This is a genomic window from Streptomyces sp. NBC_00104, from assembly GCF_045160825.1.
Taxonomy (GTDB): Bacteria; Actinomycetota; Actinomycetes; order Streptomycetales; family Streptomycetaceae; genus Streptomyces.
This window is the reverse complement of sequence record NZ_CP108215.1, coordinates 2,609,265-2,632,926: the sequence shown is the minus strand read 5'-3', so window position 1 is coordinate 2,632,926 and position 23,662 is coordinate 2,609,265. Positions and strand designations below refer to the sequence as shown.

The following is a 23,662-nucleotide window of genomic DNA, read 5'->3' as shown; positions in this document are numbered from 1 at the left end:
CCCAGTGGGGGTACGGGCCACACCCTTGTTCGCGGCCCTTGCTGACATCTAACATTTCAGTCCATGGAGGCCATACGACCGGTCAGTCGCACCCTGCTCAGGGATCGCGCCTACCAAGCCATCCGGGACGCCATCGTGGCCGGGGAGATCGAGCCGGGCGCGGTGGTGCGTGACGCCGAGTTCGCGGAGTTGCTGGGGCTGTCGCGGGCGCCGGTGCGGGAGGCGTTCTCCCGGCTGGTGGACGAGGGGCTCCTGGAGAGCAAGCCGCAGAGCTACACGCGGGTCACGGCCGTCGTGGCCGCCGACGTGCGGGACGCGGCGGCGGTGGTCGGTGCCATGCACGAGTTGGCCACCCGGACCGCCGTACCCCGGCTGTTCGCGGCGGACGTCGAGACGATGCGCTCGGCCAACGAGCGGTTCGCGGCGGCCGTCCGCACGGGCGACGTCGACGCCGCCCTGGTCGCCGACGACGAACTCCACGACGTCCTCGTCCGGGTGAGCGGCAACCGCGCGGCCGCCGCCACCATCGCCCGCTACACCCCGCTCATCCGCCGGCTGGAGCGACGCCGCTTCGGTGAGGGCGGCAACTGCCGGTCGGCCGGCCTGCACGACCAGTTGATCGAGGCCTGCGGGGCCGGTGACACGGACGAGGCGGTCCGCGTCACGGCGGAGATCTGGCGCGGCCTGGCCGCACTCGTCGACGAGCCGACCGACGAGCCGACCGGCGAGCCGGCTCACGAGCTCGCCCACCCGGCCGTCGACGCGCCCGTGCTCGAAGCGGACCACTGACTCGCCCCGCCCCGCCCCGCCCTGCCCCCGCTCGCTCTGCCCCGCCCCCGCTCCATCCCGCCCCACTCCACCCGGGAGGACCCGTGTCCCTTTCTTCCTTCGAGCGCTACCCGCTCCTCTTCGGGCCCTCGCCGGTCCACCCGCTGGAGCGGCTGACCGCGCACCTCGGCGGCGCCTCCGTCTGGGCCAAGCGTGAGGACTGCAACTCCGGCATCGCCTACGGCGGCAACAAGACCCGCAAGCTGGAGTATCTCGTCGCAGACGCGCTCGCCCAGGGCTGCGACACCCTCGTCTCCATCGGCGGAGTGCAGTCCAACCACACCCGCCAGGTCGCCGCCGTCGCCGCTCACGCCGGGCTCAAGTGCGTGCTGGTGCAGGAGAGTTGGGTCGACTGGCCGGACCCCGTGTACGACAAGGTCGGCAACATCCTGATCAGCCGGCTGGCCGGCGCCGACGTACGGCTCGTGCGGGCCGGCTTCGGCATCGGCTTCAAGGAGAGCTGGGAACTGGCGCTCCGGGAGGTCGAGGACGGCGGCGGCAAGCCGTACGCCATCCCGGCCGGCGCCTCCGACCACCCCCTCGGCGGCCTCGGCTTCGCGGGCTGGGCGTACGAAGTAGCCGAGCAGGAGAAGGAGTTGGACGTCTTCTTCGACACGGTGATCGTCTGCTCGGTGACCGGCTCGACCCAGGCCGGCATGGTCGCCGGCTTCGCCGCGCTGGAGGAGGCGGGCGGACGGCCGCGCCGGGTGGTCGGCATCGACGCCTCGGCCAAGCCGACCACCACCCGTGAGCAGATCGCCCGCATCGCCGACAACACCGGCCGACTCATCGGCCTCAAGCGGGAGTTGACCGTGGCGGACATCGAACTGGACGAGCGCTACCACGCCGGGATCTACGGCGTGCCGGACGACGCCACCCTCGTGGCCATGCAGCTCGCCGCGCGCACCGAGGGCATGGTCACCGACCCCGTGTACGAGGGCAAGTCGATGGCCGGGATGATCGACCTGATCGAGCGCGGCGAGATCGGCCCGGAGTCCACCGTCCTCTACGCCCACCTGGGCGGGCAGCCCGCGCTGAACGCGTACAGCGGAGTGATTCAGTGACGTCGAAGGCCCTGCTCCGGGGCTGACCCGGAAGAGACGCCGGGGGCGGCGCACGGCCGGGCGCCCTCGTGCGGAGCGCCCGGTGCCGCGTACGTACGTGACCTCACAGGGACTGGGCCGCCGGCTTCACCATCCCCCGGACCGTACGGGACTTCACGAAGTCGCCCATCGCGGTCATCTCCCACTCACCGGAGAACTGCTTGATCAGCTTGGCCATCATCACGCCGGTCTGGGCCTCGGCGTTGGTGAGGTCGAAGCGGACCAGCTCCTCGCCGGTCGCGGCGTCGAGGAGGCGGCAGTAGGCCTTGGCGACCTCGGTGAACTTCTGGCCGGAGAAGGAGTTGACGGTGAAGACCAGTCCGGTGACCTCCTGCGGAAGCCGTCCGAGGTCGACCACGATGACCTCGTCGTCGCCTCCGCCCTCACCCGTGAGGTTGTCGCCGGAGTGCTTGATCGAGCCGTTCACGATCGAGAGCTTGCCGAAGTAGCAGCTGTCGATGTGGTTGCGCTGCGGGCCGTACGCGATGACCGACGCGTCCAGGTCGATGTCCTTGCCCCGGTACGCCGGCTCCCAGCCGAGACCCATCTTGACCTGCGAGAGCAGCGGGCGGCCGCCCTTGACGAGGGAGACCGTCTGGTTCTTCTGGAGGCTGACGCGGCCCTTGTCCAGGTTGATCTTCCCGGCGCCGGGGGCGGGCGCGGCCGGAGGGGCGGCGGGGGCCGGGGGCGCGGCCGCGACGCGGGGGTCCACGGGCGGGGCCGGCGGGGTGGCCGGGGGCTGCGCCGTGGGCGCGGGCGGGGCGACGGGCTGGGCCGGGGCGGGCTCCTCCACGGTGACGCCGAAGTCCGTCGCGATGCCCGCGAGGCCGTTCGCGTACCCCTGGCCGACCGCGCGGGCCTTCCACGCGCCGTTGCGCAGATAGACCTCCACGATCACCAGGGCCGTCTCCGTGCCCAGCTGCGGCGGGGTGAACGTGGCGATCACCGAGCCGTTCGCCGCGTCGCGGATCGTGGCGGTCGGTTCGACGCCCTGGAAGGACTGGCCCGCCGCGTCCGGGCTGGCCGTGACGACGATCTTCTCGATGCCCGGGGGGACGGCCGTCGTGTCCACCGTGATCGAGTCGGGCGTCGCACCGCCGCCGGAGCGGTACGTCACGCCCGGGCCGGTCGGCTGGTTGTAGAAGATGAAGTCGTCGTCCGAGCGCACCTTGCCGTCGGCGGTGAGCAGCAGGCCCGATACGTCGAGCCGCACGGGCGCGGCGACGTCCACCGCGACGCGGGTGACGGGCAGCGGGATGTTCGAGCCGGGGGTCATAGCGGTCATGCCGGGTGAACGATCCGGGCCGCTTTACCGTTCCCTTACCGAGCCGCTCGGGGGGCCGTTCGGGTCAGCGGCGGTCGCGGTGGTGATTGCGGGGGTGGTCGCGGGCCGTGCGCTCGTTGCCGCGCTTGTAGTTGCCGGTCCAGCGGGCCATGACGAGCTGGGGGTCGCCGCTGGTCACCTCGGTGAGGAACGCGTCGGCGCGGGGCCCCCGCAGGGTGCCCGCGGGCCGGCCGTGGTGGGTGATCAGTACGGTGCCGGCCGGGAGCGCGGTGTAGGCGAAGCCGTGGGGTCGGGGCATGGCGGGGATCGTACGGGCCCAGGGGTGGCCGGGCCCATCGGATTTCGCGCCGTCACCCCGGCGGGAGGCACGTCGGGGCGCGGGCTCCCGGTGGTCAGACTCGGGTGACCTGGGGGCCCAGGAGCGAGTAGCGGTGGGCCTCCGAGGCCGGGAGCAGGGTGCTCGTGACGATCGCGTCCAGGTCGCCGACGTCGGCGAACCGGCAGAAGCTGACCGCGCCGAACTTGGTGTGGACGCCCGCGAACACCGTGCGCCGGGAGGCGCGGATCGCCTGGGCCTTGACCTCGCTGACGGCCGGGTCGGGGGTGGTGAGGCCGTGGTCGCGGGTGATGCCGTTGGCGCCGATGTACGCCAGGTCGATGACGAACCCGGCGAGCATCCTCGTCGTCCAGTGGTCGACGGTCGCGAGGGTGCCGGGGCGGACCCGGCCGCCGAGCAGCAGCACGGTGGTGTTGCCGGCCTCGGCGAGGGCGCCCGCGGTGGCGAGGGAGGCGGTGACCACGGTCAGCGGCCGGTCCTGGGGCAGGGCCTCGGCGATGAGCTGGGGGGTGAAGCCCTCGTCGACGAAGACCGTCTCGGCGTCGCCCAGCAGTTCGGCCGCGGCGGCGGCGATCCGGCGCTTCTCGGGCACATGGCTCGTGGCGCGGAAGGCGAGTGTCGTCTCGAACCCGGCGCTCTCCACGGGGTACGCCCCGCCGTGCGTCCGGCGGACCAGTCCGTGGTCCTCCAGGGCGCGCAGGTCACGTCGTACGGTCTCCTTGGCGACACCCAGTTCGACGGCGAGTTCGGCGACGTCGACCGCGCCCGTGCGGCGGGCGGCCCTGACGATCTCGCGTTGCCTTTCCTCCGAGCTCATGGCCGACACCTGCTCTCCCTCTCCGTAGTGCTGCCCGTTCGGGCCCCGTGGGGGCCCTGGGGGAAGTTCTACAGCGGGTGCGCGGCGCCGACCAGGCCTGTTGCGCGACCGATGCCGCCCGTCCCTGACCGTTTCGCGTCGCGGCGGTCCGTCGCGGACCTGGGGCGGAGGGCGGAGCGGGCAGCGGGTGTGCCCGCATACGGGAGCGGGCGGGCCCGTTCGGTGCCCGCCCGCTCCTTCCGTACGTCGTACGGCCCTCGTTTCCCGTATGACGTACGAACCCGTGGTGTCAGTACGGCCAGATGGGCGGGTCGCTCACGAAGTGGCCGCCCAGGTGGGCGTGGGCCACGTTCTCGGGGTCGAGTTCGCCCTGTTCGGCGATCAGTTTCTCGGCGTACGGCTCGGAGTCGTCCTGGGGTGCGTAGCCGAGGGCGCGGGCGGTGGAGAGGTCCCACCACAGGCGGGTGTTGGCGGAGGAGCCGTAGACGACGGTGTGGCCGACGTCCTCGGCGGTCAGGGCCGCGTGGAAGAGGCGGGCGCCGTCGGCCGGGCTCATCCAGAGCGAGAGCATGCGGACGCTGGTGGGCTCGGGGAAGCAGGAGCCGATGCGCACGGAGACCGTCTCCAGGCCGTGCTTGTCCCAGTAGAACTGGGCCAGGTCCTCGCCGAAGGACTTGGACAGGCCGTAGAAGGTGTCGGGGCGGTGCGGGGTGTCGATCGGGATCAGCGGATCCTGGCCCTGCGGGCGGGGCGCGAAGCCCACCGCGTGGTTGGAGGAGGCGAAGACGATACGGGGCACGCCCTCCTCGCGGGCGGCCTCGTACAGGTTGTACGTTCCCTCGATGTTCGCCCGGAGGATCTTCTCGAAGGAGGCTTCCAGCGAGATGCCCGCGAGGTGGATGATCGCGTCGACGCCCCGTACGGCCTCGCGCAGGGCTTCCCTGTCGGCCAGGTCGGCGGTGATCGCGTCCGGCTCGCCCTCGACGGGCATCAGGTCCAGGAGGCGCAGTTCGTAGCCGTGGGCCGGGAGCAGGTCCCGCATCAGGGTGCCGAGTCCACCGGCGGCGCCGGTGAGCAGAACGGTGCGGGGAGCGGGCATCCGTGGGATCTCCTTGCATCGCCAGCCGTACACATGGGCGTCCGACATTCACATTCATGGACACGCTAGGGAGTGTGGGTCGTGTGCGTCAAGTGGGACGCCGCGGCGAGAAATCGCTGGTGTGGTGCGGGTTGCCCGGCTTGACCGGTCGCAAGGAGGCGCCTTAGCGTGCTGTTGTTCAGAAATGTAAACACTGATCAGCGACATGGACTTGGGAGAGCCCGTGACGTCAGCCCTTCTCGCCGCCCGGCTCAGGGTCCCCAGCGGACCGCTGTTCTTCCCCGTCACGGCGTACGGCCCGGACGGCGCGGTCGATCTCGACGCCTATCGCGCACATGTCCGTCAAGGCGTCGAGGCCGGGGCGGCCGCGGTCTTCGCCTGCTGCGGCACCGGCGAGTTCCACGCGCTCACGCCCGAGGAGTTCCAGAGGTGCGTCCGGGCCGCCGTCGCGGAGACGGCCGGCCGGGTGCCCGTCGTGGCGGGCGCGGGCTACGGCACCGCCCTCGCCGTGCGCTACGCGCGTCTCGCCGAGGAGGCGGGCGCCGACGGCCTGCTCGCCATGCCGCCGTACCTCGTCGTGGCCGCCCAGGAAGGCCTGCTGCGGCACTACCGGGAACTCGCCGCGGCGACCTCCCTCCCCGCCGTCGTCTACCAGCGCGACAACGCCGTGTTCACGCCGGAGACCGTCGTCGAACTGGCCCGCACGGAAGGCATCATCGGCCTCAAGGACGGCCTCGGCGACCTCGACCTGATGACGCGGATCGTCAGCGCGGTGCGCGGTGAGCCGGCGGTCCGGGACGACTTCCTGTACTTCAACGGCCTGCCGACGGCCGAGCTGACCCAGCCCGCCTACCGGGCCGTCGGCGTCCCCCTGTACTCGTCGGCCGTCTTCTGCTTCGTACCGGAGATCGCCCTCGCGTTTCACCGGGCGCTCGGCACGGGGGACGATGCGATCGTGGAACGGCTGCTCGACGGGTTCTACCGCCCCTTCGTCGAACTCCGCGCCCAGGGTCGTGGCTATGCCGTGTCACTGGTCAAGGCCGGGGTACGGCTACGGGGACTGGACGTGGGAGAGGTACGGCCGCCGCTGCACGAGCCGGCCGAGGAACACGTCAAGCAGCTTGGCCAGTTGATCGAGCGCGGGTACGCGCTGCTGGCGGAGTCCGGGCCGTACGCGGAGTCCGCGAGGCACGAGGAGTACTTGGAGGGCAAGTGAAGGCGTCGACGTTCGTCTACCCGTGGGACGTCAACGGGGATCCGGCCGCCGCGGAGCGCATCGCGGGACTGGGCGTGCGGCAGGTGACGCTCGCCTCCGCGTACCACTCCACCCGCGCGCTCACCCCCCGCCACCCCCGGCAGCGGATCGTCACCGCCGAGCACGCGGCCGTGCTGTATCCGCCGGGCGTGCGCTGGGAGGGCCGTACGCTGCGGCCGTACGCGGCGGGCGAGTGGGCGCCCGGCGACTCGTTCGGGGAGGCGGCGACGGCGCTCGCGCACGCCGGTCTCGACGTGCACACCTGGGTGGTCCTCGCGCACAACTCCCGCCTCGGCGCCGAGCATCCCTCGACCTCCGTGGTCAACGCGTACGGGGACCGGTATCCGTGGGCACCGTGTGTCGCGCAGGAGGCGACCCGCGAGTACCTGGTGGACCTGGCCGTGGAGGCGGCGGTCCGGCCAGGCGCCCGGGGGACGGAGCTGGAGTCGCTGGGCTGGTACGGGATCTCCCACCTGCACGCCCACGACAAGACGGGCGGGGTCGGGCTCGGGGACGCCGGGCAGTACCTGATGTCGCTCTGCTTCTGCGAGACCTGCCGTGGCGGGTACGCCGGGGCCGGGCAGGACCCCCACGAGCTGGCGGCGGCCGTCCGTGACGGGCTGGAGCCGCTGTGGCGGGGCGAGGCCGTCGACGAGGGCTGGCCGGCCGTCGAGAAGCTCCTCGGCGCGGAGCGGGCGACGGCCACCCGGGTGTGGCGCGACACGATCGCGCGCTCGCTCCAGGAGCAGGCGGTCGGGGCCGTACGGGCCGCCGCGCCCGCGGGGTTCCAGGTACTGCTGCACGCGGACCCGGTGACGTACCACTGCGGGGCGAACCCCGGGGTCGACCCCGCGCACATCCTGGGCGTGGCGGACGGGGTCGTCGTGCCCTGCGCGGGCGGACCGGGGCTGCTGCCCGCGTTCGCCGAGGTCGGGGCGGAGGGGGCCGTGCTGGCCGCCAACTTCGGCATCGTGTCGGGGATGGGCGGCAGTCCGGTGACGCTGGCCGAGGACGCGGGGCGGGCGTCGGAGCTGGGGGCGACGGAACTTCGGCTGTATCACGCGGGGCTGGCGTCGGACCAGGATCTGGCGGCGGTGCGGGAGGCGTTGACGGCGGTGGGGTGAGCCGAGGGCGCGCCCTGGCCGCGTCTTTCAGGACAGCACGCGGTAGGTCACGTGCGTGACCTGGCTCGCCGCCCGCGACCTCACCTGCTCCAGTCGCAGCGGCGGGACCCTTCGAACAACCGCGTGCCGGCGCCGAGCGTGAGCGGCACGATGTGCAGCCGCAGCTCGTCGATCAGGCCGGCGGCGAGGTACTGGTTGATGGTGGTCGCGCCGCCCTGGACCGCGACATCGCCGTCGCCGGCCGCCGCGCGTGCCTGTGCCAGTGCCGGGGCGATCCCGTCGGTGACGAAGTGGAACGTGGTGCCGCCGACCATCGGCCGCGGCACGCGCGCGTGGTGGGTGAGGATGAACACCGGCGCGTGGAACGGCGGATCGTCGCCCCACCAGCCGTTCCACCTTGCTTGCCGGGCAGGGTGCCCGGTCCTTCAGGGCTGGGGTGAATGCCCGTTCCGGCGTAGCGGGGCAGGGGAGAGCCGGATCGCCGTCAGGGTGATTCGGCGTGTCGGGAGAGACGGTGGTGAGGCCGGCCCGGAGCGGTTCGTGGTGCCGGCGGGTTGAGGGCCCGGTGGGCGGGGGTCCTGGAAGGCAAGAGCGTGCCGGTCACTCGCACGGGTGATGTTGGTCGAAGTCGTGCGCGGGAGGGGAACGGGGTGTCTAGGTTCGTGGCATGTCACGTTTCCGGATGTATCCGTCGCGCGCGCAGGCCGAGCGGATGCTCACGCACTGCGCGCACGCCCGGTACGTGTGGAATCTCGCTGTCGAGCAGCATGCGCACTGGCGGCGGTGGCGCAGGTCCGCGCCCGGTTTCGCGGAGCAGTGCCGTCAGCTCACCGAGGCCCGGCGGGAGAACGAGTGGCTGGGTTCGGGGAACGCGGACGTGCAGCAGCAGGCCCTACAGGACTTCGCCAGGGCCAGGAACGCCCGGTTCACGTCCGGGTTCGGTGAGCCGACCTGGCGCAGGAAGCACGTGCACGAGGGCTTTAGGGTCATCGGCACCGACCGCGTGCCGGAGTACCACGCGGACGGGTCGCCGAAGCTGAACGCGAAGACCGGCAGGCAGGTCATGGGCCGGTCGGTGGTCGTGCGGAGGCTGAATGGGCGGTGGGCGCAGGTCGGGGTGCCCGGCTGCGGCTGGGTCCGCTTCCGCCTCAGTGCCAGGGGCAAAGGTGCGAAGCTGCCCGACGCGAAGACGTTCCGGGGCACCTTCCGCAACGGGCAGTGGCACATCGCGTTCGCCGTCATCCCCGACCCGGTCGAGGGGCCGGGCACGGGTGAGGTGACCGGCATCGACCGGGGTGTCACCGTCACCGCCGCCCTCTGCGACGGACGGAAGCTGAACTGCCCACAGCTCACCGTCAAGGAACGCGGCCAGGTCCGCAAGCACCAGCGGCGGGCGGCACGAGCCCCGAAAGGCAGCGCCGCCAAGGCGGCCGAGTACGCGAAGGTGGCCAGGCTCAAGGCCCGGGAGGCGAACCGGCGCAAGGACTGGTGCGAGAAGACCAGCACCATGCTCGCCCGCTGCTATGACCTGGTCCGGTTCGAGAAGCTGAACATCAAGACGATGACCCGCTCCGCGAAGGGAACCGTGGAGCGGCCCGGCCAGAACGTGGCGCAGAAGTCCGGCCTGAACCGGTCGATCCTCGCCCAGGGCTGGGGCCTGCTTCGGCAGCGCACCGGGCACAAAGCGCCCGGCCGGGTCGAAGACGTTCCCGCCCCCTACACGTCTCTGCGGTGCAGTGCCTGTGGATGGATCGACAAGAACTCGCGCAAGAGCCAAGCCGAGTTCGTCTGTTCCTCCTGCGGCTTCGCCTGCAACGCGGACACCAACGCGAGTATCAACGTCGCGGCAGGACAGGGCGGGATCCCCCGCCCCCGGCGGACAGCCGGTGCCGGAGGGACGACACCGCCCCACCAGCGGTCGAGCGTCCGTGAACCTCAGCCCGAACGGGTTGGAATCCCCCTCTTTTAAGCTCGATCTCGGCCCGGTTCTCGTCGGGCGTCTCGAACATCCAGGCGTGCAGCCGGTCGCCCGAGCCGTCGCCGCCGTCGTCGCCGAAACGGGCGCTCCTCGGTCTGGCCGAGCCCCGCCGCGTAGCCGTCGGCCGAGATCGTGAGGTCGCAGGTCACCTTGCCCATGTGTGAAGGAACTCCCCGGTCGTCAGCGATGGCGTAGCAGCCCGGCCGCTGTCAGTAGACACATCGTCCCCACGGTCGGCAACAGCACCACGAGGTCGACCAGTTCCACCAGGCCCGCGCCGATCGCCATGCCCACCGCCGTCGGGGCGAGAAGGAGGGTGTGGGCGGTGGCCGTGGTGCGGCCCAGCAGCTCGGCCGGGGTCGCGCGCTGGACCGCGGTGAGGGTGGCGGTCAGGACGCAGGGGAGGCCGACACCGATCGCGGCACCGCAGGTCAGGGCGACGACGTCGTCCGGTATCGCGCGGAGCGCCACCGCCGCCCCCGTCAGGGCGATGCCGTACGCCGCGAAGGTGGATTCGCCCAGACGGCGGAGGAGGGGGCCCGTGGCCAGGCCGATGGTGATCGAGCCGATGCCCTGGGCGACGTGGAGGAGGCCGGTGTACGCGGGGGAGTGACCGAGGGACTCGACCACCGCGAAGATCAGGGCGCCGTTCACGCCGGAGAGCAGCATGGTCGTGCCGCCGGCCAGGAGGAGGGGGCGCAGGCGTCCGTCGGCGAGCAGGCGGCGGGCGCCGTCGGTCGTGCGGGCGCGCAGGCCCGGGGCGGGGCGTCCGGCGGGGCGGGGCCGCGTCCGCCGTACCCGCACCAGTCCGTACAACCCGGCCGCCGCGACGAAGGTGACCGCGTCCAGCAGCGCCACCGTCGCCCCGCCGTACGCCGCGTAGAGTCCCGCCCCCGCCGACGGAGCCACCAGTTTCATGCTCTCGTTCGCCGTCATGCGCAGGCCGTTGAAGTCGCCGAGGAGGGACGGGTCGACGGCCGTGGTGACCAGGGCCGACTCGGCCGCGTCGTGGACGACGCCCGCCGCGCCGTAGACGAGGAGGACCGTGTAGAGGAGCCACAGGTCGCCCGGGGTGGTCACGGCGAAGAGGGTGAGGAGGAGGGCGGCGAGGAGGAGGTCGGTGGTGACGAGGAGGGTGCGGCGGTGGGGCCGGTCCGCGAGGGTGCCCAGGACGGGCCCGGCGAGGAGCGGCGCCCACAGGGCGAGGGCGCACAGGGCCGCCAGCCCGTCCGAGCCGGTGAGGTCCTTGGCCCAGACGCCCGCGACCAGCCACATCGCCGACGAACCGAGGCCCGAGACCACCACCGCGGCCAGGTACAGCCTCGCGTCGCGGTCGCCGAGCACCCGTCCCGCCGCCCATGTCGTGGATGTCATGGCTGGTGATCGTGGTGCTAAGGCCCCGCCGGACGGATCGGGCGGATGACCTAGGAATCGTCGCCGGGAGGGGTGGGGGCGTGGCGGGCGATGAGTTCTTGGGCCGCCGAGGGTCTACCGGACAAGAGAGATCCCCTCGCCCTCCGGTACAACTTCGAGGAGCCCCGCATGACCGACCACGGCCCGACCGTTCCTAAAGACTGAGCGGGAGTGCGTCCTGTTGCCAGAACCCATGCTCGGCCGAACGCCCCGGACGGTGTTGGGCGTTCTGGTGGCCCGCGTTCACTCCGCGTCCGGGCGGCACGGATCGTGTCCGTGGTCCGGGAATGCGGCGGCGGGGTTCCTCACGCCCAGGAACACCTGGTCCGGCCTGGACGGTCCGATGCCCCACCGCATCACTCCGGTGCTGTGGGGGCGGTGTCGTCCGTCGCCGGATCGGGTGTCCCTGGGCGCGCCTTCCGATCGCCACGGCGGCAGCATCGTGGCGAGTGCTCTTACGAGTCGTGTTGGTGAGGGGCTTCTGCCAGTGTTGGGCGCCCCAGCAGCTGGTGTAGGCCGGGTCGACGGCGATGACAGCGATACCTGTCTGATCCGCCATCGAGGACAGTCGGGCGCGGAGTCTGCCGGTGGGCATGCCGGAGACCAACTGACGGAAGCGTGTGCGGCGGCCGTGTTTCTCCCGGGTCTTCTCCGCGGCGAAGTCCAGGTCCTCCACCGCGATCGCCTTCACACCGCAGGCGCGGGCCCAGTGCAGGAGGCGGGTGAGGGCGTGGCGGACCTGGGCGTCGCGGTGTCCGGCGGTGCCGGTCAGGTCGTAGGAGAAGCGGCGCGGGGCGCCGGTGGGGTTGCCGTGGACGTCGAGGCGCCAGGCGGCGAGGTGGTCGGCGTTCATGTCGACGCCGATCACCCCGTGGGCGAGCGCGGCCTCGATCGGGATGGCGGGGCTGGGCGGGAGCTGCCAGGCCGCGGTCAGATACCAGCGGTCCCGGCCGGTGTCGTAGTGGATGCGGTAGGCGATCGCCCGGTCGGCCGCGACGCGGTCCGCCCACTCGGTGCCCCGGTGCGCGAACACGACCCGGCCTGCGAGGACGTACCGGCCGTGCGGGGCGTTCGCCAGATGAGCCAGCGGTGCGGGGAGTTTGATGCTCACCTCGCCGTCGGGGCTGATGCGGATGGTCTCGTTGCCGTAGCGCTTGCCGGACTCACCGTCCGCCTGGCAGAACCAGCGCTCCGCCTCCCAACCTCGGCGCCACGCCGACTCCGACAGCCCGGCCGTCTCCAGGTGGTGCCGGGTGCGGGCCAGTCGTTTGCCGCCGCGCACGACGTGCACGATGCCGGCCTCCCGGTCCGCCCGTGCGGCGGTCAGCCGGTCCTGAAGCACCCGCAGGCGCCGCGACTTGGCGTGCCATTCCCGCTGCGACCGGTAACCTCCGGGCGTCTTCTTCGTGCCCTTCTGTCCGACCGGCCGGGACAGCCGGTCCTCGATGGTGCGAACACCGGCTTCCAGGCTCTGGATGTGCGCGAGCTGGCAGCGGCGGGCCAGCGCCCACTGCTCGTGCGAGGCTTTGGTGATGCTGCCCGCCCACCGCGACGACGAAAGTGGCGTCAGCTCCCGCTTACGCACTGCCCACGTCTCGCAGGAATGCTCCAGGCCGTCCCGACACCGTGTCTTGAGGTCCTTCGAGGCCAGCGACCCCAGATGCGCACCCACCAGACGCAGCGCCTGCTCATCGCCGGGCGTCAGGTGCTTGAGGCGGGTCCGGACAGCCACACCGCTCGGGCCGGACGCGACGAACGACTCCGCCACACTCCTCAGCCCACCCACCCCGTCCCCCCCCCCGCCCGATGCCACCGAAGAACCCTGCCGCCATGACAAACGAGCACCACCCAGGAAGGTCACGCATTCGATGCGAGAACGTCAGTTCCCTGCCGCGAAGCAACCCCACCGCCGAGATACGCGACACGACACCCCCCCACCCACACTCACTCCCGCTCACCAGAACACTCTTGAACGCACTCCGGCGCCAGCAGCTCCAAACCCCCTCGACCTCACCCCCCAGGCCCGTGTCGTCGCGCGCCTGGCCCAGGCCGTCCGCGACGACCAGCTCTCCGACCCCACCACGTGCCCGGAGTACGCCGTGCACCACCTTCTCGGGCATCTGCTCGGGCTCGCCGTCGCCTTCCGCGACGCGGGCCGCAAGGAGCTCGGACCCACGACGGACACCGACCCGCAGGCGGCGGTGCCCGACATCGGGCCGGGCTGGCGTGAAGCTCTGCCGCGGGCGCTCGACGAGGTCGCCGAGGCCTGGCGGGACCCGGCCGCCTGGACGGGCGACACCCGGGCCGGCGGGGTGCCGCTGCCGGGGGCCGTCGCCGGGGCCGTGGCGACGGACGAGCTGGTCGTGCACGGCTGGGACCTCGCACGGGCGACCGGACAGGCGTACGAACCCGATCCGGCGGCCCTCGCGGCGACGCACACCTTCCTCGCCGCCTCGGTCGACGATCCCTCGCGCGGCGAGATCTTCGGCCCCGTCGTGCCCGTGCCGGACGACGCGCCGCTGCTGGACGGGGTCATCGGGCTGAGCGGACGCGATCCGATCTGGAAGCCGTAGATTCCCGCGACGGAACGATCAAGGCGGGCCGTGCGCGGACCGTCCGGAGGCCGAACGTGCCTCTCCACGAAAGAACGCACAAACTCGGCGCGCGCCCCCGCCCGCGTCCGTACGCTCCCGACCATGCCCCTGAGCCTCACCGTCCTCGGCACCGCCTCACCGCATCCCCGCCCGGGCCGGCCCGCCTCCGGCTATCTGCTGCGCGGCGGGGGCGCCGAGATATGGGTGGACGCGGGGTTCGGCACCTTCGCCGAGTTGCAGCGGCACACGGATCCCACCCGGCTCACGGCGATCTGGATCTCCCATCTGCACGCGGACCACAGCGCGGATCTGGTGGCCGCGGTGTACGGGTTCGCGTACGGCGGCCTCACCCTGCCCGCGCCGCTGCCCGTCTACGCGCCCGGCGACTGCGCGGAGCGCCTCGCTGGGTTCTTCGGACGGCCGGACACGTCCTTCCTGAGCGGTGTGTTCGACTTCCGTCCCCTGTACGACGGCCACACCGTCCGGCACTGGAACCTCACCCTCACCGCCCGGGCCGTGGTCCACGACGTGGAGTCGTACGGGCTGCGCGCCGAGTGCCAGGGGCGGGTCTTCGCGTACTCGGGGGACAGCGGTCCGTGCGACGCGCTGAGCCGACTGGCGGGCAGCGCCGACCTGTTCCTGTGCGAGGCGGACGTCGACACGCATCGCGAAGGCGAACCCCGGGTGCATCTCACGCCGGAGGAGGCCGGGAGGTACGCCAAGGGCGCGAGCCGGCTGCTGATCACGCATGTGGGGCCCACGCTCACCCCGGAGGGGGCGACCGGGCGGGCGGCCGTCGTCTTCGGCGGTCCGACCGAGAGCGCGCGTGAGGGCGACACCAAGATCGTGTGACGGCGCGCACATCTTCTTTTGTCGGAAGCATTGACGAAACACGCAGCCCCTCCTACCTTCAACGCGTCGTACTTCGTACGTCATATATGAGACGCGATATGGGAGATCCCATACGTGAGATCGCATACGTGAGATCCGAGAGGCGCGCATGACCTCTGTGCCCACGCCGATCCCGTCCCGCACGCAGTTCGTGCTGGAGGGGATCAAGCACCGCATCCTCACCGGGCAGTTGACGCCCGGTCAGGCCCTGGTCGAGACCGACCTGGCCGCACAGTTCGGGGTGTCCAAGACGCCCGTGCGCGAGGCACTCAAGACGCTCGCCGGGACCGGGCTCGTCGTGATGAACCAGTACAAGGGCGTCACGGTGCGCATGGTGGACGCGGACATGGCGCGCGAGGTCTATGACGTACGGCTGCTCCTGGAACCGGAGGCCCTGCGGCGCTCGGTGCGGCGCGGTGTCCCGTGGAACGCGGCGAGCGACGCGCTGACCAGGGCCGACGAGGCCACGGACACCGCCGAACGGTCGCTGGCCAACCGGGAGTTCCACCGCGCGCTGTACGTACCGTGCGGCAACCCGCTGCTCGGCCGGATGCTCGACGAGGTGCGCGACCAGGCGGCGCTCGTCTCGGCCGTCGCCTGGGCCGCCGACCCCTCCTGGGAACGGGAGGCCGCCGAGCACCGGGAGATCCTGCGGCTCGCCCTCGACGGTGACGCCGACGGCGCGGCCGCCGCCCTGCACGCGCACATCGCCTCGTTCGTCGAACGGGCCTTCCCCGGGGCCCGCGAGGAAGAGCAGGCCCAGCAAACTCAGCAGGCCCAGTAAGCCCCCGAGTCCACGAGGCACGGCGAGCCCGCACGACGCGGCGGACCCGCCGGCCCTCCGCAGTCCTCCAAGAAGTCCTTGCAGAGGAAGGTCATCAATGAGCAGCGTGACGTTCGAGACCCAACGGACGGCTCTGGCCGACGTGGTGGCCATCCCGGTGACTCCGTTCGCCGAGGACGGCTCCGTCGACGAGGACGCCCACCGGGCCCTGCTGCGTCGGCTGCTCGACGGAGGGATCACCACCCTCACCCCGAACGGCAACACCGGCGAGTTCTACGCCCTGACCCCCGACGAGCGCCGCCTGGTCACCGAGGTGACCATGGACGAGGTCGGCGACCGGGCCGTGATCCTGGTCGGTGTCGGGCACGACGTGCCGACCGCGATCGCCTCCGCCGAGCACGCCCGCGAGGCCGGCGCCCAGATGGTGATGGTCCATCAGCCGGTGCACCCGTACGTCTCGCAGAGCGGCTGGGTCGACTACCACCGGGCGATCGCGGAGGCGGTGCCCGAACTGGGCGTCGTGCCCTACATCCGCAACGCCCAGCTCACCGGCGAACGGCTCGCCGACCTCGCCGACGCCTGCCCGAACGTCATCGGGGTCAAGTACGCCGTCCCGGACGCCGCCCGCTTCGCCGCCTTCGCCCGTGACGCCGGGCTGGAGCGCTTCGTCTGGGTGGCCGGGCTCGCCGAGCCGTACGCGCCCTCCTACTTCTCGGCCGGCGCCACGGGCTTCACCTCCGGACTGGTGAACGTCGCCCCGGCCGTCTCGCTGAACATGATCGAAGCGCTTCGGGCGGGTGACTTCCCGGGCGCCATGAAGACCTGGGAGCAGATCCGCCGCTTCGAGGAGCTGCGCGCCGCCAACGGCTCCGCCAACAACGTCACCGTCGTCAAGGAGGCCCTCGCCTCCCTCGGCCTCTGCCGCCGCGACGTCCGGGCCCCCAGCAGGCACCTGCCCGAGGACGAACGCGCCGAGGTCGCCGCCATAGCCGCCGGGTGGTCCCTATGACGAACACCGAGCACCAGAAGACGAGCCGGGGGCAGGCCGAGCAGCCGCGCAAGCGCCCCGAGGACCTCCGGAGCCACCAGTGGTACGGCACGGACGGCCTGCGCTCCTTCAGTCACCGCGCCCGCACCCGCCAGCTCGGCTACCTCCCCGAGGAGCACCTGGGCAAGCCGGTCATCGCGATCCTCAACACCTGGTCCGACATCAACCCCTGTCATGTGCACCTCCGGGATCGCGCGCAGGCGGTCAAGAGGGGCGTGTGGCAGGCGGGCGGCTTCCCGCTGGAGTTCCCGGTCTCGACCCTCTCCGAGACCTTCCAGAAGCCGACCCCCATGCTCTACCGCAACATGCTCGCGATGGAGACCGAGGAGCTGCTCCGCTCGTACCCGGTCGACGGGGCTGTCCTGATGGGCGGCTGCGACAAGTCGACGCCCGCGCTTCTTATGGGCGCCGCGAGCGTCGACCTGCCGGCCGTGTTCGTGCCCGCCGGGCCGATGCTGCCGGGGCACTGGCGCAACGAGGTCCTCGGCTCCGGCACCGACATGTGGAAGTACTGGGACGACAAGCGTGCCGGTCTCATCGGCGACTGCGAGATGACCGAGCTGGAGTCCGGTCTCGCGCGCTCGCCGGGGCACTGCATGACGATGGGTACGGCCTCCACGCTCACCGCCGCCGCCGAGGCGCTGGGGGTCACGGTCCCGGGCGCGTCCAGCATCCCGGCCGTCGACTCGGGGCACGACCGCATGGCGGCCGCCGCCGGCCTGCGGATCGTCGAACTGGTCCACCGGGACCGGAAGTTGAGCGACATCCTGACCGCCGACGCCTTCGAGGACGCCGTCACCACCGTCCTCGGACTCGGCGGCTCCACCAACGCGGTCATCCACCTCATCGCCATGGCCGGCCGCGCGGGCGTCAAGCTCACCCTCGACGACTTCGACCGCATCGCCCGGACGGTCCCGGTGCTCGCCAACGTCCGGCCCGGCGGTCAGACGTATCTGATGGAGGACTTCCACTTCGCGGGCGGGCTGCCCGGGTTCCTGTCCCGGATCACCGACCTGCTGCACCTGGACCGGCCGACCGTCTCGTACGACACGATGCGCGAGCAACTCGACGGCGCGCTCGTGCACAACGACGACGTGATCCGGACCCGGGACAACCCGGTCGCCACCGAGGGCGGGGTCGCCGTCCTGCGCGGCAACCTCTGTCCGGACGGCGCGGTCATCAAGCACATCTCCGCCGAGCCGCACCTGCTCAGGCACACCGGTCCGGCGGTCGTCTTCGACGACTACAGGACCATGCAACGCACCATCAACGACCCGGAGTTGGGTATCACCGCCGACAGTGTGCTGGTCCTGCGGAACTCCGGCCCCAAGGGCGGACCGGGCATGCCCGAGTACGGGATGCTGCCCATCCCCGACCATCTGCTGAAGCAGGGCGTGCGGGACATGGTGCGGATCTCCGACGCCCGGATGAGCGGAACGAGTTACGGCGCCTGCGCCCTGCACATCGCGCCGGAGTCGTACGTCGGCGGGCCCCTCGCCCTCGTGCGCACCGGCGACTCGATCACCCTCGACGTCGAGGCACGCACCCTCCGGGTCGACGTGGACGACGAGGAGCTGGAGCGCCGCCGGGCGGAGTGGACCCCGCCGCCCACCCGCTACGAGCGCGGCTACGGCGCGCTCTACAACGACCAGATCACCCAGGCTGACACCGGCTGCGACTTCGAGTTCCTGGCCAGGCCGGGCAAGGTGCCGGACCCGTACGCGGGTTGACCGCGCCCCATCAGGGGCGCGGGGAACCGCGCGACCGGACGGAAACGCACCCGCACACGCCGCACGACCGCAAGAGGCACCCCGTATCGCGCGACCGGCACACCCCTGCACATCGAGAAAGCGCTTCCTGCACGACGAGAGCACCACGAGAGCACGACACACCGCACGACGTACCAGAAACGGAGCCCCAGTCATGGCCCAAGCCGCAGCCGTGGCGAAACCGCCCGCGCCACCCCGGCGGCGCCGTGCCTCCGCGACACCGCGCAGGCTGCCGTACCTGCTGATCGCCCCGGCCGCCCTGCTCATGCTGGGCTTCATCGCCTACCCGGTCATCAGCGTCTTCTACTACAGCCTGCAGAACTACAACCCCACGAAACCCTGGCGGAACGGATTCGCCGGCTTCGACAACTTCGTCCACGCCTTCACCGAGGACCCCCTGTTCTGGGACACCCTCGTCTTCAGCGCCAAGTGGGTGATCGTCGAGGTCTCGCTGCAGCTGCTGTTCGGTCTCGCCCTCGCGCTCATCGTCAACCAGACGTTCGTCGGGCGATCCCTGGGCCGCGCCCTGGTCTTCTCGCCCTGGGCCGTCTCCGGCGTGCTGACCTCCGCGATCTGGGTGCTCCTCTACAACTCCCAGACGGGCATCACCCGTTACCTCGCGGACATGGGCATCGGCGAGTACGGCACCAGCTGGCTCTCCGACACCTCCACCGTCTTCTCGGCGGCGATCGTCGCCGACCTGTGGCGCGGTGTCCCCTTCTTCGCGATCCTCATCCTCGCCGACCTCCAGTCCATCTCGAAGGACCTGTACGAGGCCGCCGAGGTCGACGGCGCCAGCCGCGTCCGGCAGTTCATGCACATCACGCTGCCGCACCTGAAGGACGCGATCATCCTCTCCACGCTGCTGCGCGCGGTGTGGGAGTTCAACAACGTCGACCTCCTCTACACCCTGACCGGAGGTGGGCCGGCGGGTGAGACGACCACCCTCCCGCTGTACATCGCCAACACCTCCGTCGACGCCCACAACTTCGGCTACGCGTCCGCCCTGACCACGGTCGCGTTCGTGATCCTGCTCTTCTGCTCGATGGTCTATCTGCGGCTGAGCAAGTTCGGAGGCGAGTCCAAGTGATCACCAAGGACGCCGAGAAGGTCGCTCCGCCGCGACCCGCGCCCACGGCCGAGGAGCCCCCGCAGAAGCCGGGCAAGGTCCACCGCGCCTGGGACGAGGTCCCGCGCTGGCAGATCTACCTGCCGCTGGGGATCTACCTGGTCTTCACCCTCGTCCCCTTCTACTGGATCCTGCTCTTCGCGCTGCGCAAGCCCGGCTCGACCTCGCTCGTGCCGTGGCCGATCACGTTCGAGCACTTCGAGAAGGTGTGGAACGAGCGCAGCTTCGGGGTCTACTTCCAGAACAGCGTGCTCGTCGGTGTCGTCACCCTGCTGATGACCACGCTCGTCGCCCTGGCCGGCGGCTACGCCCTCGCCCGCTTCGACTTCAAGATCAAGCGCGGGTTCATGCTGGCGCTGCTGTGCTCCCAGTTCGTCCCGGGCGCGCTGCTCCTCGTCCCGCTGTTCCAGATCTTCGCCGAGCTGCGGATGATCAACTCGCTCTTCAGTGTCATCCTCGCCGAGACGGTCTTCCAGCTGCCGCTGTCGATCATCCTGATCAGCAACTTCATCAAGAACGTCCCGTACACGCTGGAGGAAGCGGCCTGGGTGGACGGCTGCAACCGGTTCACCGCGTTCCGGGTGGTCGTGCTGCCGCTGCTGCGGCCCGGTCTGATCGCCGTCGGTTCCTTCGCCTTCGTGCACTCCTGGAACCACTTCCTGTTCGCCCTGATGTTCCTCAGCAACCAGGACAAGCAGACCATCCCGGTCGGCCTCAACACCCTGCTCAGCGCGGACAGCGTCGACCTGGGCGCACTGGCGGCCGGCGGCATCATCGCCGCCGTACCGGTGGTCATCGTCTTCGCCTTCATCCAGAAGTGGCTGATCACGGGCTTCAGCGCCGGGGCGGTGAAGGGATGACCGTACGCAGGAGAGCGGTTCAACTCGTCGCCCTCGCGGGGGTGTTGGGCGCCACGCTCACCACCCCGGCCGGGGCCGAGTCCCGGGACATCAGCCGGGACGCGCTCGCGACGGACGACGGCTGGGCGGCCGCCGACGGTGGTACCACGGGGGGTTCCACCGCAGACGACGCCCATGTCTTCACCGTACGCACCCGGAGCGAACTGGTCCGCGCGCTCGACGGCGGCAGCGCCACCCCGAAGATCATCCGGATCGCGGGGACCATCGACGCGAACACCGCCGACGACGGCGCCACGCTCGACTGCGCCGACTACGCCACCGACGGCTACGACCTGAAGAAGTACCTGGCCGCGTACGACCCGCGCACCTGGGGCTCCGCCAGGCCCGGCGGACCCCAGGAGGAGGCCCGGCAGGCATCGGCGGCGAAGCAGGCCGAGCGGGTCGTGCTGGCCGTCGGCTCCCGCACCACCATCGTCGGGCTCGGCGACAAGGCGGTCCTCAAGGGCGCCAGCCTCCAGCTCAACGGCGCGGACAACGTGATCATCCGTAACCTGGAACTCCGCGACGCCTACGACTGCTTCCCGGTCTGGCAGCCCAACACCGGCGGCCTCGGCGACTGGAAGACGGCGTACGACAACATCTGGGTGCGCGGCTCCAGCCATATCTGGATCGACCACGTCACGATCTCCGACAAGGGCCACCCCGACGAGGACGAGCCGACCCACTTCGGCCGCAACTACCTCCGGCACGACGGCCTGCTCGACATCACCAACGCCTCCGACCTGGTCACCGTCTCGTGGAGCCGCTTCGCCGACCACGACAAGGGGATCCTGATCGGCAACGGGGACACGGCCACCGGCGACCGGGGCAAGCTCCGGGTGACGCTGCACCACAACCAGTTCGAGAACGTCGTACAGCGCGCGCCGCGCGTCCGCTTCGGACAGGTGCACCTCTACAACAACCGGTACGTCGTCCCGGCCGACGCCCACGACTACCGCTACTCGCTCGGCGTCTCCACCGAGTCCGCCGTGTACGCCGAGAACAACGCCTTCACCACGCCCGGCCATGTCGAGGCCGCCGACCTGGTGAAGAGCTGGAACGGCACCGCCCTGCACCAGACGGGCACCCTCTTCAACGGCTATCCGGTGGATCTCCTGGCCATCCACAACGCCTACAACTCCGGCAGCGAGCGCGATCTCACGGCCGACGTGGGCTGGACGCCTACCCTGCACCAAAAGATCGACAGCGCCGGGAGGGCCGACCGAGAGGTGGCACGCGGCGCGGGCGCAGGGAGGATCCGATGACCCCGACGAACCAGAAGAACCCGCACACCGTCACGTACGACACCCCGCTTCCGCTCGTCCTCGCGGGCGCCCGGGGCCACGGCCGCTGGCACCTGGAGAACATCCGGCGGCTGGCGGACAAGGGGATCGTCCGGCTCGCCGGGATCTGCGAGCTGACCCCGCTGGGCGCGGACGAGATCCCCGACGGCCTCGGCACGCCCGAACAGTCCGCCGACTTCGGGGCGCTCCTCGACTCCACGGGCGCGGCGATCGCCGTGATCTGCACCCCGATCCCCACCCACACCGACCTGGCGCTGACGGCGGCCCGGCGGGGCGTGCACGTGCTGCTGGAGAAGCCGCCGGCCCCGTCGTACGCCGAGTTCCGCCGGATGGCGGACGGGGTCGCGGAAGCCGGCGCGGTCTGCCAGATCGGCTTCCAGTCGCTGGGCTCGCACGCCGTACCCGCGATCCGGAAGATGGTCGAGCAGGGCCTGATCGGCGAGGTCGTCGGTATCGGAGGGGCCGGTGCCTGGGCCCGCGCCGAGGCCTACTACCGGCGGGCGCCCTGGGCCGGCAAGCGGCGCCTGAACGGCGTGGACGTGATCGACGGGGCGCTCACCAACCCCCTCGCGCACGCCGTCGCCACCGGGCTCGCGCTCGGCGGCGCGGGCCGCGCCGAGGACGTCACCGCCATCGAGACCGAGCTGCTGCGCGCCAACGACATCGAGTCCGACGACACCTCGTGCGTACGGATCACCACCGCCGACGGCGGCCGGATCACCGTCGCCGTCACGCTGTGCGCCGAGGACCCGGACGAGCCGTACAACGTCGTGCACGGCACCAGCGGCCGGATCACCTTCTGGTACAAGCAGGACCGCGTGCTCGTCCAGCGGGCCGGACACGGCCCGGAGGAGCTCGAGTACGACCGCACGGACCTGCTGGAGAACCTCGTCGACCACCTCGTCGACGGCACCGAGCTGCTCGTGCCGCCGGATGCGACCGGCGCGTTCATGAAGGTCGTCGAGGCGATCCGCACCGCCCCCGACCCGATCGCGCTGCCGGCCGACGCCTGGCACAGGCTGCCCGACGAGGACCGCCGGGTGGTCGACGGCATCGACGGCCTGGTCGCGGCCGCCGCCGACACCCTCGCCCTCTACTCCGAGCTGGGTGCCTCCTGGGCGCTCCCGGAAGCTCCAGCGAAAGAGGTGAGCACATGATGACGACCGACGAGTCCCTGGTCCTGCGGGTGGCGGGCCGTCCGGTGGGCCGTTACCTCACCCGGCCCGAACTGCCGGAGCGGCTCTCCCCGCGCCCCTACCTGCATCCCGTCACCACCCTCTCCGGTACGGCGGTCACCGAACTGAGTCCCGCCGACCACCTCCACCACCTCGGCGTCGGTGTCGCCGTTCCCGACGTCGAGGGGCACAACTTCTGGGGCGGGCGGACCTATGTCCGCGACCAGGGTCCGACCGAGCTCGACAACCACGGCTCCCAGCGCCACACCGCCTTCCAGCTGCGCGACCCCGACGGCTTCGTCGAGGAGCTGCGCTGGGTGGCGTCCGGCACCGAGCTGCTGCGCGAGCGCCGCACGGTCGCGGCCACCGAACTGACCGACTCCGCCTGGGCGTTGGACTTCACTTTCTCCCTCACCAACATCACCGACGCCCCGGTGTCGATCGGCAGCCCCGCCACCAACGGGCGCCCCGGCGCCGCGTACGGCGGCTTCTTCTGGCGGGCCCGCAAGGAGGCCGCGGCCCCCCGTGTCTTCACCGCCGACACGGAGGGCGAGTCGGAGGTCCACGGCCGCCGCGCCGACTGGCTCGCCCTGGCGGGCGGCAACTGGACGCTCGTCTTCGCGGGGGCCACGGACACCACCCGCCGCGACCCGTGGTTCGTCCGCACCGGCGAATACCCGGGCGTCGGCTCCTCCCTCGCCCACACCGACCGCCTCCCGATCGAGCCGGGCGAGACCGCCGTACGCCGGGTCGTCACCGTCGTCGCCGACGGCACCCCCGACCGGGGCGAGGCGGCGGCTCTCGTCCGCAAGGCGGTGAGCCAGTGAGCG

At 71.5% G+C, this 23,662-nt stretch carries 20 protein-coding genes and 2 pseudogenes; 15 read left to right on the top strand and 7 right to left on the bottom strand.

Annotated elements, in window-relative coordinates; genetic code table 11:
* Positions 1–63: 63 nt before the first annotated feature.
* Entirely contained in the window at positions 64–789 is a 726-nt protein-coding gene (locus OG272_RS11370; protein WP_405893215.1) for a GntR family transcriptional regulator, read from the top strand.
* An 83-nt stretch (positions 790–872) separates the two neighbouring features.
* The gene (locus OG272_RS11365; RefSeq protein ID WP_327730304.1) at positions 873–1,892 is read left to right on the top strand and encodes a 1-aminocyclopropane-1-carboxylate deaminase; all 1,020 of its coding nucleotides are present in this window, start codon (positions 873–875) and stop codon (positions 1,890–1,892) included.
* Positions 1,893–1,995: 103 nt separating this feature from the next.
* On the opposite strand, the gene OG272_RS11360 is transcribed toward OG272_RS11365, so the two are convergent.
* The 4 genes from OG272_RS11360 to OG272_RS11345 all read right to left on the bottom strand — a co-directional run bounded on the left by OG272_RS11360 (position 1,996) and on the right by OG272_RS11345 (position 5,469).
* The gene (locus tag OG272_RS11360) at positions 1,996–3,207 is read right to left on the bottom strand and encodes a TerD family protein (protein WP_327732286.1); all 1,212 of its coding nucleotides are present in this window, start codon (positions 3,205–3,207) and stop codon (positions 1,996–1,998) included.
* Between the two features lie 73 nt (positions 3,208–3,280).
* On the bottom strand, positions 3,281–3,514 hold the full coding sequence (locus OG272_RS11355; RefSeq protein ID WP_326583669.1) for a hypothetical protein: 234 nt from the start codon (positions 3,512–3,514) through the stop codon (positions 3,281–3,283).
* 94 nt (positions 3,515–3,608) lie between these two features.
* A complete protein-coding gene (locus OG272_RS11350) occupies positions 3,609–4,370 on the bottom strand; it encodes a DeoR/GlpR family DNA-binding transcription regulator (protein ID WP_326583670.1) in 762 nt (253 codons plus the stop codon).
* A 289-nt stretch (positions 4,371–4,659) separates the two neighbouring features.
* Positions 4,660–5,469, bottom strand: coding sequence for an NAD(P)-dependent oxidoreductase (locus OG272_RS11345; protein ID WP_326583671.1), 810 nt, complete (start codon positions 5,467–5,469; stop codon positions 4,660–4,662).
* A gap of 223 nt (positions 5,470–5,692) precedes the next feature.
* Here OG272_RS11345 and OG272_RS11340 point away from each other — a divergent pair, with 223 nt between their 5' ends.
* Together OG272_RS11340 and OG272_RS11335 are read left to right on the top strand one after the other, a co-directional pair.
* Positions 5,693–6,685, top strand: a complete 993-nt coding sequence (locus tag OG272_RS11340) for a 5-dehydro-4-deoxyglucarate dehydratase (RefSeq protein WP_405893213.1) — start codon at positions 5,693–5,695, stop codon at positions 6,683–6,685.
* Positions 6,682–7,848 carry a hypothetical protein gene (locus OG272_RS11335; protein WP_405893211.1) on the top strand — a complete coding sequence of 389 codons (1,167 nt, stop codon included), beginning with the start codon at positions 6,682–6,684 and terminating at the stop codon, positions 7,846–7,848. The genes OG272_RS11340 and OG272_RS11335 overlap by 4 nt, the downstream gene beginning before the upstream one ends.
* Positions 7,849–7,875: 27 nt before the next feature.
* On the opposite strand, the pseudogene OG272_RS11330 reads toward OG272_RS11335, so the two are convergent.
* A pseudogene (locus OG272_RS11330) lies at positions 7,876–8,243 on the bottom strand (dihydrofolate reductase family protein); the annotation flags it as partial.
* Positions 8,244–8,515: 272 nt separating this feature from the next.
* Here OG272_RS11330 and OG272_RS11325 point away from each other — a divergent pair.
* Positions 8,516–9,817: an RNA-guided endonuclease InsQ/TnpB family protein gene (locus tag OG272_RS11325; protein WP_405893209.1), complete on the top strand. Its 1,302-nt coding sequence runs from the start codon at positions 8,516–8,518 to the stop codon at positions 9,815–9,817.
* Between the two features lie 189 nt (positions 9,818–10,006).
* Here the strand turns inward: OG272_RS11325 and OG272_RS11320 are convergent, their stop codons facing one another.
* On the bottom strand, positions 10,007–11,200 hold the full coding sequence (locus tag OG272_RS11320) for an MFS transporter (protein WP_327730308.1): 1,194 nt from the start codon (positions 11,198–11,200) through the stop codon (positions 10,007–10,009).
* A gap of 193 nt (positions 11,201–11,393) precedes the next feature.
* Positions 11,394–13,025 (bottom strand): annotated as a pseudogene (locus OG272_RS11315) (IS200/IS605 family accessory protein TnpB-related protein).
* Positions 13,026–13,107: 82 nt separating this feature from the next.
* On the opposite strand from OG272_RS11315, the gene OG272_RS11310 reads away from it, so the two are divergent.
* The 10 genes from OG272_RS11310 to OG272_RS11265 all read left to right on the top strand — a co-directional run bounded on the left by OG272_RS11310 (position 13,108) and on the right by OG272_RS11265 (position 23,659).
* Positions 13,108–13,812, top strand: a complete 705-nt coding sequence (locus OG272_RS11310) for a TIGR03086 family metal-binding protein (protein WP_405893208.1) — start codon at positions 13,108–13,110, stop codon at positions 13,810–13,812.
* 123 nt (positions 13,813–13,935) lie between these two features.
* The gene (locus OG272_RS11305; protein WP_326583676.1) at positions 13,936–14,685 is read left to right on the top strand and encodes an MBL fold metallo-hydrolase; all 750 of its coding nucleotides are present in this window, start codon (positions 13,936–13,938) and stop codon (positions 14,683–14,685) included.
* A 148-nt stretch (positions 14,686–14,833) separates the two neighbouring features.
* Positions 14,834–15,508 carry a GntR family transcriptional regulator gene (locus OG272_RS11300; RefSeq protein ID WP_328222732.1) on the top strand — a complete coding sequence of 225 codons (675 nt, stop codon included), beginning with the start codon at positions 14,834–14,836 and terminating at the stop codon, positions 15,506–15,508.
* 97 nt (positions 15,509–15,605) lie between these two features.
* The gene (locus tag OG272_RS11295; RefSeq protein WP_326583678.1) at positions 15,606–16,517 is read left to right on the top strand and encodes a dihydrodipicolinate synthase family protein; all 912 of its coding nucleotides are present in this window, start codon (positions 15,606–15,608) and stop codon (positions 16,515–16,517) included.
* Positions 16,514–18,286 (top strand): L-arabinonate dehydratase, encoded by a 1,773-nt coding sequence (gene araD / locus OG272_RS11290; RefSeq protein WP_405893206.1) that lies wholly within the window; start codon positions 16,514–16,516, stop codon positions 18,284–18,286. Before OG272_RS11295 ends, araD begins: the two co-directional genes overlap by 4 nt.
* Positions 18,287–18,479: 193 nt before the next feature.
* Entirely contained in the window at positions 18,480–19,415 is a 936-nt protein-coding gene (locus OG272_RS11285) for a sugar ABC transporter permease (protein WP_326583680.1), read from the top strand.
* A complete protein-coding gene (locus OG272_RS11280) occupies positions 19,412–20,314 on the top strand; it encodes a carbohydrate ABC transporter permease (protein ID WP_326583681.1) in 903 nt (300 codons plus the stop codon). Before OG272_RS11285 ends, OG272_RS11280 begins: the two co-directional genes overlap by 4 nt.
* Complete coding sequence (locus OG272_RS11275; RefSeq protein ID WP_405893203.1) at positions 20,311–21,618, top strand: polysaccharide lyase family 1 protein; 1,308 nt, start codon at positions 20,311–20,313, stop codon at positions 21,616–21,618. Before OG272_RS11280 ends, OG272_RS11275 begins: the two co-directional genes overlap by 4 nt.
* Positions 21,615–22,814 (top strand): Gfo/Idh/MocA family protein, encoded by a 1,200-nt coding sequence (locus OG272_RS11270; protein WP_405893201.1) that lies wholly within the window; start codon positions 21,615–21,617, stop codon positions 22,812–22,814. The genes OG272_RS11275 and OG272_RS11270 overlap by 4 nt, the downstream gene beginning before the upstream one ends.
* Complete coding sequence (locus OG272_RS11265) at positions 22,814–23,659, top strand: PmoA family protein (protein ID WP_326585877.1); 846 nt, start codon at positions 22,814–22,816, stop codon at positions 23,657–23,659. The genes OG272_RS11270 and OG272_RS11265 overlap by 1 nt, the downstream gene beginning before the upstream one ends.
* Positions 23,660–23,662: the final 3 nt, after the last annotated feature.